Below are 15,149 nucleotides of genomic sequence, written 5' to 3'. Positions count from 1 at the left end.
GCCGGTTGTGGAGAGCGGCGTCACCCGGGACCTCGTCGGTCCCGTACACTTCTTCTGGCGATCCGGGTCACCGGGTCGACTTCGCACGCCCCGACACCAGACCCTCGCGGGTCGGAGTCAGCGCCCCTCGGTCCTTCGCGGCTCGGCGCATCGCGGGCGTCAGGCGCGGGAGCCGTCCGGCCCCTGCGGCACAACCGAGAAACCCAAGGAGAACGGCCATGGCCGTCGTCACGATGCGGGAGCTGCTGGAGAGCGGCGTCCACTTCGGTCACCAGACCCGTCGCTGGAACCCGAAGATGAAGCGCTTCATCTTCACCGAGCGCAACGGCATCTACATCATCGACCTGCTCCAGTCGCTGTCGTACATCGACCGCGCCTACGAGTTCGTCAAGGAGACCGTCGCCCACGGCGGCACGGTCATGTTCGTCGGCACGAAGAAGCAGGCGCAGGAGGCCATCGCCGAGCAGGCCACCCGCGTCGGCATGCCCTACGTCAACCAGCGCTGGCTGGGCGGCATGCTCACCAACTTCTCGACCGTCTACAAGCGTCTGCAGCGCCTCAAGGAGCTCGAGCAGATCGACTTCGAGGACGTCGCCGCGTCCGGTCTGACCAAGAAGGAGCTTCTCGTGCTCTCGCGCGAGAAGGCCAAGCTGGAGAAGACCCTCGGTGGTATCCGTGAGATGTCCAAGGTTCCCAGCGCCGTCTGGATCGTGGACACCAAGAAGGAGCACATCGCGGTCGGCGAGGCCCGGAAGCTGAACATCCCGGTCGTCGCCATCCTCGACACGAACTGCGACCCCGACGAGGTCGACTACAAGATCCCGGGCAACGACGACGCGATCCGCTCCGTCACCCTGCTCACCCGCGTGATCGCCGACGCCGTCGCCGAGGGCCTCATCGCCCGCTCCGGCGTCGCCACCGGCGACAAGGGCGAGAAGGCCGCGGGCGAGCCGCTCGCCGAGTGGGAGCGCGACCTGCTCGAGGGCGAGAAGAAGGCCGACGAGGCTCCGGCCGCTGAGGCCCCGGCTGCCGAGGCGCCCGCCGCTGAGGCCCCCGCCGCTGAGGCCGCGGAGGCCCCCGCCGCCGAGGCCCCGGCCGCGGACGCCGAGCAGGCCTGACCGTCCAGCGTCACGGTTGACGGCGGGGGCGCCGACATGAAGTCCGCCCCCGCCGTTCACCCGTAGGTCGGCACAGAGTCGGAGAGCTACCGCCAACTGGAGCTCCCAGACCGTGCAGATCTTCGATCTTCCAGACTTCGAGAAAGATTCACAGACTCATGGCGAACTACACCGCCGCCGACGTCAAGAAGCTCCGCGAGCTCACCGGCGCCGGCATGATGGACTGCAAGAAGGCCCTGGACGAGGCCGAGGGCAACGTCGAGAAGGCCGTCGAGGCGCTCCGTATCAAGGGCCAGAAGGGCGTCGCCAAGCGCGAGGGCCGCTCCGCGGAGAACGGCGCCGTGGTCTCCCTCATCGCCGACGACAACTCCTCCGGCGTCATCGTCGAGCTGAAGTGCGAGACGGACTTCGTCGCCAAGGGCGAGAAGTTCCAGGCCGTCGCCAACCAGATCGCCGCGCACGTCGCCGCGACCTCCCCGGCCGACCTCGACGCCCTGCTCGCCTCCGAGATCGAGGCCGGCAAGACCGTCCAGGCGTTCGTGGACGAGGCCAACGCCAACCTCGGCGAGAAGATCGTCCTGGACCGCTTCGCGCAGTTCTCCGACGGCTTCGTGCTCGCGTACATGCACCGCACCATGCCCGACCTGCCCCCGCAGATCGGTGTCCTCGTCGAACTGGACAAGCCGAACGCCGAGGTTGCCAAGGGCGTCGCCCAGCACATCGCCGCCTTCGCGCCGAAGTACCTCGCCAAGGAGGACGTGCCGGCCGACGTCGTCGAGTCCGAGCGCCGTATCGCCGAGGAGACCACCCGCGCCGAGGGCAAGCCCGAGGCCGCGATCGCCAAGATCGTCGAGGGGCGCCTGGGCGGCTTCTTCAAGGACGCGACGCTGCTCGGTCAGCCGTACGCGCTCGACAACAAGAAGTCCGTCCAGAAGGTCCTGGACGAGGCCGGTGTCACCCTGAAGCGCTTCTCGCGCATCAAGGTCGGCATCTGAGTCCGTACCGCGACGGACGCCCGGCCCCTATAGGGTCGTAAGCAGTCGTCCCGATACGCCGTCACGCGTGCGTGACGGACGACAGCAGATCTGACGAGGAGGCCATTGCCGAGCATGGGTTGCGAACGACACCCCACCGGCAATGGCCTTCTTCGTATGTGCACCACGTGAAAGAGGCGGGATCCCCGATGACCACCAAGCCCCAGAAGAGCGACGACGGCAAAGTACACGGCCGGTTCATGCTGAAGCTGTCCGGCGAGGCATTCTCCGGTGGCGGGGGCCTGGGCGTGGACCCCGACGTGGTGCACAAGATCGCCCGGGAGATCGCGGCCGTCGTACGGGACGGCGCGCAGATCGCGGTCGTCATCGGCGGCGGCAACTTCTTCCGCGGCGCCGAACTCCAGGTGCGCGGCATGGACCGGGCCCGCTCCGACTACATGGGCATGCTCGGCACCGTCATGAACTGCCTCGCCCTCCAGGACTTCCTGGAGAAGGAGGGCATCGACAGCCGGGTGCAGACCGCCATCACCATGGGGCAGGTCGCCGAGCCGTACATCCCGCTGCGCGCCGTGCGCCACCTGGAGAAGGGCCGCGTGGTGATCTTCGGCGCCGGTATGGGAATGCCGTACTTCTCCACCGACACCACCGCCGCCCAGCGCGCCCTGGAGATCGACGCCGAGGCGCTGCTCATGGGCAAGAACGGGGTGGACGGCGTCTACGACTCCGACCCCAAGACCAACCCCGAGGCCGTCAAGTTCGACGCCCTCGGCTACGGCGAGGTCATCACCCGCGACCTCAAGGTCGCCGACGCCACCGCCATCACGCTGTGCCGCGACAACAAGCTCCCGATCCTCGTCTTCGAGCTTCTGGCGGAGGGCAATATCGCCCGCGCCGTCAAGGGTGAGAAGATCGGCACACTTGTGGGTGAGCAGAGCGGCCGGGGCTGACCGGGACATCCCTCCGGTTCGTACGACAACAGCTGACCGGGGGACGGACCCTGGTCCGAGGATGGACAATGTCCTGCCGGTCGGGAACCGTGCAGGAAGAAGACGCGACGCAGCCGGCCGCCGCCACCGACAGTGAACCGCAGCCGGGCCTTACTCAAGACACGCAGGAGCAAGTGGTGATCGAAGAGACCCTCCTCGAGGCCGAGGAGAAGATGGAGAAGGCCGTCGTGGTCGCCAAGGAGGACTTCGCCGCGATCCGCACCGGCCGTGCGCACCCGGCGATGTTCAACAAGATCGTGGCCGACTACTACGGCGCGCCGACGCCGATCAACCAGCTGGCTTCGTTCTCCGTGCCGGAGCCGCGCATGGCGGTCGTGACCCCGTTCGACAAGACGGCGCTGCGCAACATCGAGCAGGCCATCCGTGACTCCGACCTCGGCGTCAACCCCAGCAACGACGGCAACATCATCCGCGTGGTGTTCCCCGAGCTCACCGAGGAGCGCCGCCGGGAGTACATCAAGGTCGCCAAGGGCAAGGCCGAGGACTCCAAGGTGTCCATCCGTTCCGTGCGCCGCAAGGCCAAGGACGCGATCGACAAGCTCGTCAAGGACGGCGAGGTCGGCGAGGACGAGGGCCGCCGTGCGGAGAAGGAGCTCGACGACACCACCGCGAAGTACGTCGCCCAGGTGGACGAGCTCCTCAAGCACAAGGAAGCGGAGCTGCTCGAGGTCTGATGAACGACTCTTCCTGGGGCTCTCCGCCACCAGCCGGTACACAGGCCGGGTACTGGGGGCCCACCGACCAGGGGGCCTACCCGGGGCCTGTCCAGGGGGCAGCCCCGGCGGGTCCCGCGTACGATGCGCCTCAGGCGCAGCAGACTCGCCCCATGCCCATCGTCCCCGACGTACCCGCGCACGGCGGAAACCAGGATGACGACCCGGGGGCCGCTCGGCTGGGCGGCCCCTCGTCCCGCGACGAGGCGTACCGTCCCATGGCGCCCGACCAGGCGCCCTTCGGTGCGGAGACGTTCCGCCACGAGACCCCGTCGGCACAGCCCCATGCGGCGGTGCCGCAGAATCCGGAGCCCATGCCCGCCGCCCCGCCGCCCGCGCCCGCACCGCAGAAGAAGAGCGCGGGCCGAGACCTGGGCGCGGCCATAGGGGTCGCCGTCGGCCTCGGCACGGTGATCGTCGCGTCGCTGTTCATCGTCAAGGCCGTGTTCGTCGGCGTGATAGCCGTCGCCGTCGTCGTGGGTCTGTGGGAGCTGACCAGCAGGCTGCAGGAGCGCAAGCAGATCAAGGCGCCGCTCGTACCGCTCGCGCTCGGCGGCGCCGCGATGGTCGTCGCCGGGTACGTCCGGGGTCCCGAGGGCGCCTGGGTTGCCATGGCCCTGACCGCACTCGCGGTTCTGGTCTGGCGGATGACGGAACCGCCCGAGGGCTACCTCAAGGACGTCACGGCCGGCGTCTTCGCGGCCTTCTACGTCCCCTTCCTGGCCACCTTCGTCGCCCTGATGCTCACCGCGGAGGACGGGGCGCAGCGCGTCCTGATGTTCTTTCTCCTCACCGTCGTCAGCGACACCGGTGCGTACGCCGTCGGCTGGCGCTTCGGCAGGCACAAGCTCGCCCCGCGCATCAGCCCCGGCAAGACCCGGGAGGGGCTGCTGGGCGCGGTGTCGTTCGCGATGGTCGTGGGCGCGCTGTGCATGCAGTTCCTGATCGACGGCGGCAGCTGGTGGCAGGGGCTGCTGCTGGGCCTCGCGGTCGCTGCCAGCGCCACGCTCGGTGACCTCGGCGAGTCCATGATCAAGCGGGACCTGGGCATCAAGGACATGGGCACGCTGCTGCCGGGCCACGGCGGCATCATGGACCGTCTGGACTCGCTGCTGCCGACGGCTCCCGTCGTCTGGCTGCTGCTCGTGCTGTTCGTGGGCTCCGGCTGATCAGCGGTTACTTCCGCGCTGCTCGCGGGCCCTCGTCCTGACCGACCAGGACGGGGGCCCGCCGCCTTTACCCGAAGGCCGGCCGAGTGGGACGATTTCCCCTGGAAGTCCCTAAAGATTCCTCCTGCCCGGAGTTGTCACGAAAGGGGATGGGTGTCATGTCCGGCTTCCGCGAATCGATCGACGTCGACCGTACCCCCGAGGATGTGTGGGCGTACCTCATCGACCCGTCCCACCTGCCCGAGTGGCAGGCGAGCGCGGTATCGGCCGAGCCGCTCGACCCCGGTCCTGTGCACGTCGGCTCCCGGCTGCGCATCACCCGGCACGTGGGCCGTCGGGAGATCCCGATGACCATGGAGTACACCGAGTACGACCCCCCGCACGCCTGGGGTCTGCAGGGCGTCGACGGCCCCGTCCGCGGCCATGTCCACGGCGAGATCGACCCTCTCGACGACGGCCGCCGCTCCCGCGTCACCATGGAACTCGACTTCGAGGGCAAGGGCATCGGCAAGGTCCTCCTCCCCTTGATCGTCCGCCCCCAGGTCCGCAAGGAGCTGCCGCTCAACGAACGACTGCTGAAGGACCGACTGGAGCACGGGGCGGCGTAGGGCCGTCCCTGGCGGCTAACGAACGAGAAGAGTGACGACGACAGGCACGGTGCCGGTCAGGACGGCCAGCAACATGGAGGCCAGCGTCTGGCTGTTCACCATGCCGACGGGGCCGCTGCTGACGTCCTTGAAGAGCGCGTGCACCCGTTGAACGTCGTCGTCGAGTTCTTGTGCGCGAACGGGAGGGCGCTGCGGCATGGCGTGGTTGAGTCGGCGGAGTGTCGCCATGCGCCGCTCCGTGACCGCCAGTGAAAGGCGCCAGTGGGAATACAGGACGAGGAGGACCAGCGCGGACATCAGGGTCACCGCAAAGGTCCACTTGACCACCCACAGCAATTCGTTGTCGGGTGCGTGGTGGGAAAGGTATATGACCGGTGCGAACGACACGGTCAGCCCGATTGCGGACCAGGCGGTCACCAGCCGGTACCAGCGGGCCAGATTCTCCATTCCGGGTGTGCTGGCCGGGGCGACCCACCACAGTGACAAACAGCCGGTGGCCGTGATGACCCGGGAGAGTTTCGCCGCCCGCAGAATCCAGTAGAGACAGTTCGCCCCCGCGGCTCCGGTCATGGCCACGGCTGCGAAGGCCGCGGCCATGAGGAGCTTCTGGTCGGTGAGCAGTTGCACCTTGGACAGCGCGTACACGGCCGTCACGGACACCGCCGCGCCCCCCGCCATGTACCGTAATTGACGTGGGGACGCTGTTCCGCGGTCAATCCATTCATGGAACCGGCGTCGCCCTCGTGCCGTCAGCATTTCGTCCACGCTGTGAATGCTGTAGTGCAGTACGCGGCAGCCTGACCACTGGCAGAGGACGACGACGAGATTCACCGTCGAGTAGTAGATGAGCCAGGGGAAGAAGTCGCCCTGGAAAAGGACAGCGGGATTCCGTAGCTGTGACCCGGCGACGACGGCGGGCGGTGCGTAGCTGACGGAGATGAACAGGACCCCCGCTTTTCGGTTCCAGACACTGCGTGAGCCGGCGGCGCGGATGCCGAACAGCCGGAGAACCATGATCCGGGAGATGTCCGTGGCAAGCCGTTCGCGCAGCTGTGGGGTCGCCGTGGTCGACATGATCGGTAACCTCCGTGCGGGCGGGCCACGCAGCGATTGCAGCGCATCCCGTCCACTCGCGTAAAGACCACCGCGGCCCTGCGGTAGCGGCCCGGCCCGCGGCCCGGGGGCACCCGGTTCGATCTGCGACACTGGTGAGGCCATGCCTAAGCCCGGAGAACTTACTTTTGTCGCGCCGCGCGGAGCCAAGAAGCCGCCGCGGCATCTTGCCGATCTTTCGCCTGCGGAGCGGAAGGACGCGGTCGCGGAGATCGGTGAGAAGCCGTTCCGTGCCAAGCAGCTCTCGCAGCACTACTTCGCGCGGTACGCGCACGACCCGGCGGAGTGGACCGACATCCCCGCCGGGGCGCGGGAGAAGCTGCGGGAGGCGCTGCTTCCCGAGCTGATGACCGTCGTACGGCATCTGTCGACCGACGAGGGCACCACCCGCAAGACGCTGTGGCGGCTGTTCGACGGGACGCTCGTCGAGTCGGTGCTGATGCGGTACCCGGACCGGGTGACGATGTGCATCAGCTCGCAGGCGGGGTGCGGGATGAACTGCCCGTTCTGCGCGACGGGGCAGGCGGGGCTCGACCGGAATCTGTCCACCGCCGAGATCGTGCACCAGATCGTGGACGGGATGCGGGCGCTCAGGGACGGAGAGGTTCCCGGAGGGCCGGCGCGGCTGTCCAACATCGTCTTCATGGGGATGGGGGAGCCGCTCGCCAACTACAAGCGGGTGGTCACCGCTGTTCGGGCGCTCACGGATCCCGCTCCGGACGGGCTGGGGCTCTCGCAGCGTGGGATCACCGTCTCGACCGTCGGGCTCGTCCCCGCCATCCACCGGTTCGCCGACGAGGGCTTCAAGTGCCGGCTCGCGATCTCCCTGCACGCGCCGGACGACGAACTGCGCGACACACTCGTCCCCGTGAACACGCGGTGGAAGGTGCGGGAGGTGCTCGACGCCGGGTTCGAGTACGTCGAGAAGAGCGGACGGCGGCTGTCGATCGAGTACGCGCTGATTCGTGACATCAACGACCAGGCCTGGCGTGGGGACCGGCTCGGGCGGCTGCTGCGGGGCAAGCCCGTGCACGTCAACCTCATCCCGCTGAACCCGACCCCCGGCTCGAAGTGGACCGCCTCCCGGCCCGAGGACGAGAAGGCGTTCGTCGAGGCCATCGCGGCGCACGGGGTGCCCGTCACCATCCGGGACACCCGTGGCCAGGAGATCGACGGAGCGTGTGGTCAGCTCGCGGCCACCGAGCGGTAAAATCTGGCCACGTCACATCTTCATATTCCGACAGGGGAGCGCCACAGCGCTGAGAGTGCGGCAATCGGGCCGCAGACCCTCTGAACCTCGCCCAGGTCATTCTGGGTAGGAAGTTCGGTCATCGCTCAAGCTGTTGTGCCCTGCCCGGGCGTCCCCGGGCGGGGCCGCGTTCTTCCTGGCCAACCCCAGGAGGACATCCAGTGCACATCAAGACCCTCGTGGCGGCGACGGTCGGCCTCGGCCTCGTCACGCTGTCCGCATGCGGTGCGGAGTCGTCCGGCGACTCGGCGTCCGACGGCGGCTCCAAGACCGTCACCCTCGTCAGCCACGACTCGTGGGCCGCCTCCAAGAGCGTGCTCGCCGACTTCGAGAAGCAGTCCGGGTACAAGGTCAAGGTCCTCACGACCGGCGACGCGGGCCAGGCCGTCAACAAGGCCGTCCTGACCAAGGACAACCCACAGGGCGACGTCTTCTTCGGCGTCGACAACACCCTGCTGTCGCGTGCGCTCGACAACGGCCTGTTCCAGTCGTACGAGGCCAAGGGCCTCGACCAGGTCGGCAGCGCGTACCAACTGGACTCCGGCAAGCACCGGGTCACGCCCATCGACTACGGCGACATCTGCGTCAACTACGACAAGGAGTACTTCGCCGACCACAAGCTGGCCCCGCCGACGTCGTACGACGATCTGGTCAAGCCCGCCTACAAGAACCTCCTCGTCACCGAGAACGCCTCCACCTCCTCGCCCGGGCTGGGCTTCCTGCTCGGCACTGCCGCCCAGTACGGCGATGACGGTTGGGAGGGTTACTGGAAGGAGCTCAAGGCCAACGGCGTGAAGGTCGTCGACGGCTGGGAGCAGGCCTACAACGAGGAGTTCTCCGGCTCCGCCGGCGGCAAGAAGGCCGGAGCGGACCGGCCGCTGGTCGTGTCGTACGCCTCCTCCCCGCCCGCCGAGGTGATCTACGGCGATCCCAAGCCCAGCACCGCCCCGACCGGGGTCGCGACCGGGACCTGCTTCCGGCAGATCGAGTTCGCCGGGCTGCTGAGCAACGCCAGGAACAGCGCGGGCGGCAAGGCGCTCATCGACTTCCTGATCTCGAAGGAGTTCCAGGAGGACATGCCGCTCAACATGTTCGTCTACCCGGTGGTCGAGGGCGCGAGCGTGCCCGCGGAGTTCACGGAGTACGGGCCCGCCGCCAAGGACCCCCACACCATGGACCCGGCGAAGATCGCCGAGAACCGCGACCAGTGGGTCAAGTCGTGGACCTCGCTCGTACTGAAGTGACCAAGGCGGCCGGAAGGCCTTCCGGGAGCGCGGCGCGGCTCGGGCTGATGGCCCTGCCCGTCGCGTTCTTCGGCCTCTTCTTCGCCTACCCCGTCGCCGCGATCGTCGCCCGTGGGCTGAAGGTCGACGGGGTGTGGCGGTTCGGGCGGCTGGCCGACGTACTGGGCCAGTCCGACATCCGGCATGTCCTGTGGTTCACCACCTGGCAGGCGTTCGCCTCCACCGCGCTCACCCTGCTGGTGGCGCTGCCGGGCGCGTACGTCTTCGCGCGGCTGGACTTCCCGGGCAGGCAGGTGCTGCGGGCCGTGGTGACGGTGCCGTTCGTGCTGCCGACGGTGGTCGTCGGCAGCGCGTTCCTCGCGCTCGTCGGGCGCGGCGGTCTGCTGGACGAGCTGTGGGGCGTACGGCTGGACACGACCGTGTGGGCGATCCTGCTCGCGCACGTCTTCTTCAACTACGCCGTCGTCGTACGGACCGTCGGCGGGCTGTGGGCGCAACTCGACCCCCGGCAGGAGGAGGCGGCGCGGATGCTGGGCGCGTCCCGGCTGAGGGCCTGGCGCACGGTGACCCTGCCCGCGCTCGGGCCGTCCGTGGCCGCCGCCGCGCTGATGGTCTTCCTCTTCACCTTCACCTCCTTCGGTGTGGTGCAGATCCTCGGCGGGCCCACCTTCTCCACCCTCGAGGTGGAGATCTACCGGCAGACCTCGGAGATCTTCGACCTGTCCACGGCCGCCGTCCTGACGATCGTGCAGTTCGTGGCGGTGGGCGCGATCCTCGCCGTACACGCCTGGACGGTACGGCGGCGGGAGACCGCGCTGCGGCTGGTGGACGCGGACCTCACCGCCCGGCGGCCGCGCGGGGCCGGGCAGTGGGCGCTGCTGGGCGGGGTGCTCGCGAGCATCGCGCTGCTGCTGGTGCTGCCGCTGGCCGTACTGGTGCAGCGGTCCTTCGACGCCCCGGACTTCGCCTACTACCGGGCGCTGACCAGTGAGGACGGCAATGTCTTCCTGGTGCCGCCGATCGAGGCGATCGGCAACTCGCTGGAGTACGCCGTCGCCGCGACCGCCATCGCGGTGGTGATCGGCGGGCTGGCCGCCGCGGCGCTCACCCGTCGCGACGCCGGCCGGCTGGTGCGGGGCTTCGACGCGCTGCTGATGCTGCCGCTGGGCGTGTCGGCGGTGACGGTCGGCTTCGGGTTCCTGATCACGCTGGACGAGCCTCCGCTGGATCTGCGCGCCAGCTGGATCCTCGTTCCGCTCGCCCAGGCGCTGGTCGGGGTGCCCTTCGTCGTACGGACCATGCTGCCCGTGCTGCGGGCGGTGGACCAGCGGCTGCGGGAGGCGGCGGCGGTGCTGGGGGCGTCGCCCTGGCGGGTGTGGCGGGAGGTGGACCTGCCGATGGTGCGGCGGGCGCTGCTGGTCGCGTCCGGGTTCGCCTTCGCGGTGTCACTGGGGGAGTTCGGGGCGACCGTGTTCATCGCGCGGCCCGACAATCCGACGCTGCCGGTGGCGGTGGCGCGGCTGCTGGGGCGGGCCGGTGAGCTCAACTACGGGCAGGCGATGGCCCTGTCGACGATTCTGATGCTGGTGTGCGCGGTGGCCCTGCTGGTGCTGGAGCGGCTGCGCACCGACCGGACGGGGGAGTTCTGATGCTGCTGGGCCTTGAGGGCGCCACCGTGCGGTTCGGCGGGCGGGCGGTGCTCGACGCCGTGGACCTGGAGGTCCGCGAGCAGGAGATCGTGTGTGTGCTCGGGCCGAGCGGCAGCGGCAAGTCGACACTGCTGCGGGTGGTCGCAGGGCTCCAGCCGCTCGACTCCGGGCGGGTGCTGCTCGACGGGCGCGACCAGGCTGGGGTGCCCGCGCACCGGCGGGAGTTGGGGCTGATGTTCCAGGACCATCAGCTGTTCCCGCAGCGGGACGTCGGCGGGAACGTGGCCTTCGGGCTGCGCATGCACGGCGCGTCCAGGAAGGAACAGGCGGAGCGGGTACGGGAGTTGCTCGACCTCGTCGGTCTCCCGGGCGCCGCCCGCCGGGCCGTCGCCGCGCTCTCCGGTGGCGAGCAGCAGCGCGTCGCGCTCGCCCGGGCCCTTGCTCCCCGCCCCCGACTGCTGATGCTCGACGAGCCGCTCGGTCAGCTGGACCGCTCGCTGCGAGAGCGGCTGGTGGTCGAACTGCGGGAGCTGTTCGGGCGGTTGGGGACGACTGTCCTCGCGGTCACCCACGACCAGGGCGAGGCGTTCGCGCTCGCCGACCGGGTCGTGGTGATGCGGGACGGGCGGATCGCCCAGTCCGGTACGCCTCTTGAGGTGTGGCAGCGACCGGGGGACGCGTTCGTCGCGCGGTTCCTCGGCTTCGAGAACGTGGTGGAGGCGAACGTCACCGGGGAGGTCGCGGTCACGCCCTGGGGCAAGGTGCCGGTGCCCGCCGGCTCCCCGCAGGGGCCGCGCACGCTGCTCGTCCGCCCCGCCGGTGTCCGTCTCGTCCCCGTCGACGAGGGCCTGCGCTGCACGGTCGCCGCCCGCACCTTCAAGGGCACCCATGTCGCCGTACACCTCCAGCCGGAGGGCGCACCGCGGCTCGAGGCGGCGTGCGCGCTGCGGGACGCGCCGGAGGCCGGGGACACGGTCGGGGTGACCTTCGACGCGGCGGAAACCGCGGTGCTGGACTGAGGGGCCGCGCCCGGGGTGAGGCGCGCGCCCGCGGCGAGGAGTGCGGTCCCATGGGTGGAGGGACCGCACCGGGTGTCAGCGGTTGCCGGAGCCGCGACGGCGCATGCCGAAGAAGACCGCGCCGCCGCCGATGACGACGAGTACGGCGGCGATACCGGCGATGAGGCCGGTGTTGGAGGCGCCGGTCTCGGCGAGGTTGGACTCCTGGGCCGCGGGCGAGGGGGCGTTGCTCGCGGAGGGCACCGTGCTGTCGTCCGACGAGTCCGAGGGGCTCGGGGAGATCGTGTCGGGCGGCGTCGTGGAGGGGGTGCCCGACGGCGTCCCGGACTCCGACTCGGAGGCGCTGGGGGACGGGGACGTGGTGTCGTCACCGGACGTGCAGGCCTCGGCCGGGGTGGTCAGGTTGCCCGCGATGTCCGCGTCGACGAGCACCTTCTTGTTCTTGACGGCCTTGATGTGGATCCGGTACTCCGCGCCCGGCTCCCAGGTCTCGGCGAAGGTGATGGTGGTGCCCTTCTTGGAGCCCTCCACCGTCTGTTCGCCGACCTGGCGCAGGTCGGCGCCGTTGTTCTCGAGGAAGACGGTGACGACGGCGGGCACACCCGTGGCGTCCTTGTCGGTGACCGTGATGACGCCCTTCGCGCCGTCACATCCGGCAGCGGCGGAGAAGTCACCTATCTCGCACGCCAGTGCGCTGCCGGCGGCGCTGAGCGCGAGGGCGGCGGAGGCGGCGGTGACACCGAGGAAACGCACCGAACGGGCGGCGGTACGGCGGGAAAGGGACACGTTTGTCCTTAAGGGGTAGCGCAACTGCGGGGGGTGGAGGGGGAGATGGCGCCCCCGGTGATGCCGAGTGCGTCACCATCCCCAGCAGACTCACAGGTCTATAAGCGTCCCATAAGAAGTGTCAATGCGGGGACCGCTCCCAGCGGTTGGCTTTGCCCGCTTATTAAGTAGCGGGACGTTTCAGCGCGTCCGAAGCGTGCTCGATCCGGTCAACGAGGGCGATACGGGGCCCCATCGACCGCAAACCGTCGAACGGGTGGCGGGTGGGCGGGTATCTGCGGATGCACCCGCCCGTGCCAGGCACTGCCGTGATGACGGGGGTTCAGCTTTCGATGGCCGACGGGTCCATCCACACGACCTCCCAGGTGTGGCCGTCGAGGTCGTCGAACGCACGGCCGTACATGAAGCCCATGTCCTGTGTCTGGCCGCTGGGCGTGCCGCCGAGGGCGAGCGCGCGGTCGACCAGCTCGTCCACCTTCTCGCGGCTCTCGGCGCTCAGCGCGACCAGGACCTCGCTGGTCTTCGTGGCGTCCGCGATCTCCTTCTTGGTGAAGGTCGCGTAGAACGGCTTGGTGAGCAGCATCGCGACGATCGTGTCGCTGATGACCACGGAGGCCGCGTTGTCGTCGCTGAACTGGGGGTTGATCGAGTAGCCCAGCTCGGTGAAGAACTTCTTGGAGGCGTCGAGGTCGTTCACGGGCAGGTTGACGAAGATCATCTGCTGGTAGGCGGGGGCGGTCATCGGTCTCTCCCATCGGGTGCGGTGTGTGCGTCTCGTGCTGTTCGGTGGGGTAGACCGGGGGGCCGCGCGGAACTCATCGGCGGGCGCGATCTTTTTCGTACGAGTTTTTCAGCGGGCCAGGGGGAGGGAGGCGAGCTCCGCCACCAGGAGGGTCAGCGGGACGAAGAGGGTCAGGAGCGCGCCGGTGCGCATCGCGGCGGCGGTGCGCAGCGTCTTCGTGGGGGCGCCGAGGCGGAGCAGGGCGGCGGTGGTGTCGGCGCGGGCCTGCCTCGCCTCGACGGCGGCCGTGAGGAGCGTGGCGAGCGTGGAGCAGGCCACGACCGCGGCGCCGAGGGTGGTGAGGGGGCCGGAGGAGGGGTCGGCGGGGTCGTACAGGGCGGCGACCGTGTACGCGCCCGAGGCCACCGCGCAGACCACGCCCAGGGGGCGGCCGATGCGGGACGCCTCCTGCATGAGGCCGCGGCCCGCGAGGAGGCGGAGGGCGCCGGGGCGGGCGGTCTGCAGGAGGCGTCCGCAGAGGTGGGTGAGGCCGGGGCCGGCCAGGGCGAGGCCGATCGCGGTGAGGGTCCAGCCGAGGAGGACCGCGGTGGGGGCGGTGGGGAGGCCGGTGGGGAGGGGGAGGTCGGTGGCGGTGGAGGTGCGGCTGGCGTAGCCCTCGACGGCGAGGCCGGTGGCGAGGAGGGCGGCGCCCCAGGGGAGGGCGGTGGGGTTGGGCAGGTGGTCCGGGGTGTGTTCGGGGCCGTCGGTTTCGGCTGGGGGGTGGGGTGCGCTGCCCGGCACCGGCGGGGTGCCTCCCCCAGAGGGGGGACCCCCAGCGCCCACCCTCCCCCGCTCTCGGCTTCGCTCGAGCGGGGGGACCCCCATCGCCCCAGCGGCACGATTGCCCGCAGGCTGACGGTGTGGCCGGGATGCCAGGAGGGTGTCTCTTGGGCAGAGCGTCAGGGCTACCGCGGCGGAGGCTGTGACGGGGGCCAGGGAGAGGAGGGTGAGGGCTGCCGGGAGGGGGAGGGGGTGGTCCGCCGCCAGGAAGCCGGCCGCCGCTCCGTCGAAGGGCATGCCGGTGAGGTCGCCGCGGAGGTGGAGGAAGAGGAGGAGGGCCAGCATCGAGCCGAGCAGGGTCGACAGGGCCGTGGTCGTGGCCGACACGGCCATCAGACGGGCCGGGCCGAGGCCGATGGCGGCGAGGCCGGGGCGGGGGCGGGTGCCGGGGTCGGTGCGGGCGACCGCGAGGGCGAGGTGGACCGTCGCGGCGAGGGGAACCGTGCACCAGGCCAGGCGGAGCAGGGAGCCCGAAGAGGCCTCGGGGTGGGCCAGGGCGTGGCCGAGGGTGGAGAGGAGCAGGAAGCCGGTCGCCGCCGAGGCCGCCGCCACCAGCAGGCGGCGCAGCTGTACGGCGGGATGCGCGCTGCGCGTCAGACGGAGAGCGAGCACGCGGCCCCCCGCCCTTCCGCCTCACCCCGACCACCCGACGCCGTCCGCCCGCCCGCTTTCACCGGGCTTTCCGACGCACCCGGGTCGTCCTGCGCGGTCACCCCTCGGCCGTCCGACTCCTTCCGGAGCCCTGGTTCACGCGGGGCGCCCGCTTCGCCTCGCGCCACGGGCTCGCCGTGGCAGTCCGGGGTGTTGTGGGCGTTCGGCGTGGGCTGGCGGTCCGGGGTGTTGTGGGCGTTCGGCGTGGGCTGGCTGTCCGGGGTGCTGTGGCCGTTCGGCTTGCGCTGGCCGTTCGGCGTGCTGTGG

General features: G+C 70.1%; 14 protein-coding genes, 1 pseudogene and 1 riboswitch. Of the genes and pseudogenes, 10 read left to right on the top strand and 5 right to left on the bottom strand.

Annotation, left to right across the window (positions count from 1 at the left end; all coding sequences use genetic code 11):
* Nucleotides 1–218: 218 nt before the first annotated feature.
* The 6 genes from rpsB to ACLZN2_RS17630 all read left to right on the top strand — a co-directional run bounded on the left by rpsB (nt 219) and on the right by ACLZN2_RS17630 (nt 5,610).
* Nucleotides 219–1,118: a 30S ribosomal protein S2 gene (rpsB, locus tag ACLZN2_RS17655; RefSeq protein WP_416979438.1), complete on the top strand. Its 900-nt coding sequence runs from the start codon at nt 219–221 to the stop codon at nt 1,116–1,118.
* A gap of 158 nt (nt 1,119–1,276) precedes the next feature.
* Nucleotides 1,277–2,113, top strand: a complete 837-nt coding sequence (gene tsf / locus ACLZN2_RS17650) for a translation elongation factor Ts (protein ID WP_416979437.1) — start codon at nt 1,277–1,279, stop codon at nt 2,111–2,113.
* A 188-nt stretch (nt 2,114–2,301) separates the two neighbouring features.
* Complete coding sequence (gene pyrH / locus ACLZN2_RS17645) at nt 2,302–3,060, top strand: UMP kinase (protein ID WP_416979436.1); 759 nt, start codon at nt 2,302–2,304, stop codon at nt 3,058–3,060.
* A 176-nt stretch (nt 3,061–3,236) separates the two neighbouring features.
* Nucleotides 3,237–3,794, top strand: a complete 558-nt coding sequence (frr, locus tag ACLZN2_RS17640; RefSeq protein WP_416979435.1) for a ribosome recycling factor — start codon at nt 3,237–3,239, stop codon at nt 3,792–3,794.
* A complete protein-coding gene (locus ACLZN2_RS17635; RefSeq protein ID WP_416979434.1) occupies nt 3,794–5,002 on the top strand; it encodes a phosphatidate cytidylyltransferase in 1,209 nt (402 codons plus the stop codon). Before frr ends, ACLZN2_RS17635 begins: the two co-directional genes overlap by 1 nt.
* 158 nt (nt 5,003–5,160) lie before the next feature.
* Nucleotides 5,161–5,610: an SRPBCC family protein gene (locus ACLZN2_RS17630; RefSeq protein ID WP_416979433.1), complete on the top strand. Its 450-nt coding sequence runs from the start codon at nt 5,161–5,163 to the stop codon at nt 5,608–5,610.
* A gap of 15 nt (nt 5,611–5,625) precedes the next feature.
* Here the strand turns inward: ACLZN2_RS17630 and ACLZN2_RS17625 are convergent, their stop codons facing one another.
* Nucleotides 5,626–6,684, bottom strand: coding sequence for a hypothetical protein (locus ACLZN2_RS17625; protein ID WP_416979432.1), 1,059 nt, complete (start codon nt 6,682–6,684; stop codon nt 5,626–5,628).
* A 142-nt stretch (nt 6,685–6,826) separates the two neighbouring features.
* On the opposite strand from ACLZN2_RS17625, the gene rlmN reads away from it, so the two are divergent.
* The 4 genes from rlmN to ACLZN2_RS17605 all read left to right on the top strand — a co-directional run bounded on the left by rlmN (nt 6,827) and on the right by ACLZN2_RS17605 (nt 11,884).
* Nucleotides 6,827–7,933, top strand: a complete 1,107-nt coding sequence (gene rlmN, locus ACLZN2_RS17620) for a 23S rRNA (adenine(2503)-C(2))-methyltransferase RlmN (RefSeq protein ID WP_416979431.1) — start codon at nt 6,827–6,829, stop codon at nt 7,931–7,933.
* Between the two features lie 22 nt (nt 7,934–7,955).
* Nucleotides 7,956–8,063: riboswitch (TPP riboswitch) on the top strand.
* Between the two features lie 70 nt (nt 8,064–8,133).
* Nucleotides 8,134–9,216 (top strand): thiamine ABC transporter substrate-binding protein, encoded by a 1,083-nt coding sequence (locus tag ACLZN2_RS17615; protein ID WP_416979430.1) that lies wholly within the window; start codon nt 8,134–8,136, stop codon nt 9,214–9,216.
* Nucleotides 9,192–10,865 (top strand): ABC transporter permease, encoded by a 1,674-nt coding sequence (locus ACLZN2_RS17610; RefSeq protein ID WP_416979429.1) that lies wholly within the window; start codon nt 9,192–9,194, stop codon nt 10,863–10,865. Before ACLZN2_RS17615 ends, ACLZN2_RS17610 begins: the two co-directional genes overlap by 25 nt.
* Nucleotides 10,865–11,884: an ABC transporter ATP-binding protein gene (locus ACLZN2_RS17605; RefSeq protein ID WP_416979428.1), complete on the top strand. Its 1,020-nt coding sequence runs from the start codon at nt 10,865–10,867 to the stop codon at nt 11,882–11,884. The genes ACLZN2_RS17610 and ACLZN2_RS17605 overlap by 1 nt, the downstream gene beginning before the upstream one ends.
* A gap of 75 nt (nt 11,885–11,959) precedes the next feature.
* On the opposite strand, the gene ACLZN2_RS17600 is transcribed toward ACLZN2_RS17605, so the two are convergent.
* From ACLZN2_RS17600 to ACLZN2_RS17585, 4 genes and pseudogenes are all read right to left on the bottom strand, one after another.
* Nucleotides 11,960–12,670, bottom strand: coding sequence for an LAETG motif-containing sortase-dependent surface protein (locus ACLZN2_RS17600; protein ID WP_416979427.1), 711 nt, complete (start codon nt 12,668–12,670; stop codon nt 11,960–11,962).
* A gap of 322 nt (nt 12,671–12,992) precedes the next feature.
* The gene (locus ACLZN2_RS17595; RefSeq protein WP_416979426.1) at nt 12,993–13,412 is read right to left on the bottom strand and encodes a VOC family protein; all 420 of its coding nucleotides are present in this window, start codon (nt 13,410–13,412) and stop codon (nt 12,993–12,995) included.
* Between the two features lie 108 nt (nt 13,413–13,520).
* Nucleotides 13,521–14,843 (bottom strand): hypothetical protein, encoded by a 1,323-nt coding sequence (locus ACLZN2_RS17590; RefSeq protein WP_416979425.1) that lies wholly within the window; start codon nt 14,841–14,843, stop codon nt 13,521–13,523.
* A pseudogene (locus tag ACLZN2_RS17585) lies at nt 14,825–15,149 on the bottom strand (hypothetical protein); the annotation flags it as partial. The pseudogene ACLZN2_RS17585 and the gene ACLZN2_RS17590, both read right to left, overlap by 19 nt.

The organism is Streptomyces sp. T028 (assembly GCF_048159505.1).
Taxonomy (GTDB): Bacteria; Actinomycetota; Actinomycetes; order Streptomycetales; family Streptomycetaceae; genus Streptomyces.
Note: the sequence above shows the minus strand (reverse complement) of the source record. Positions and strands in the feature narration are given on the sequence as shown.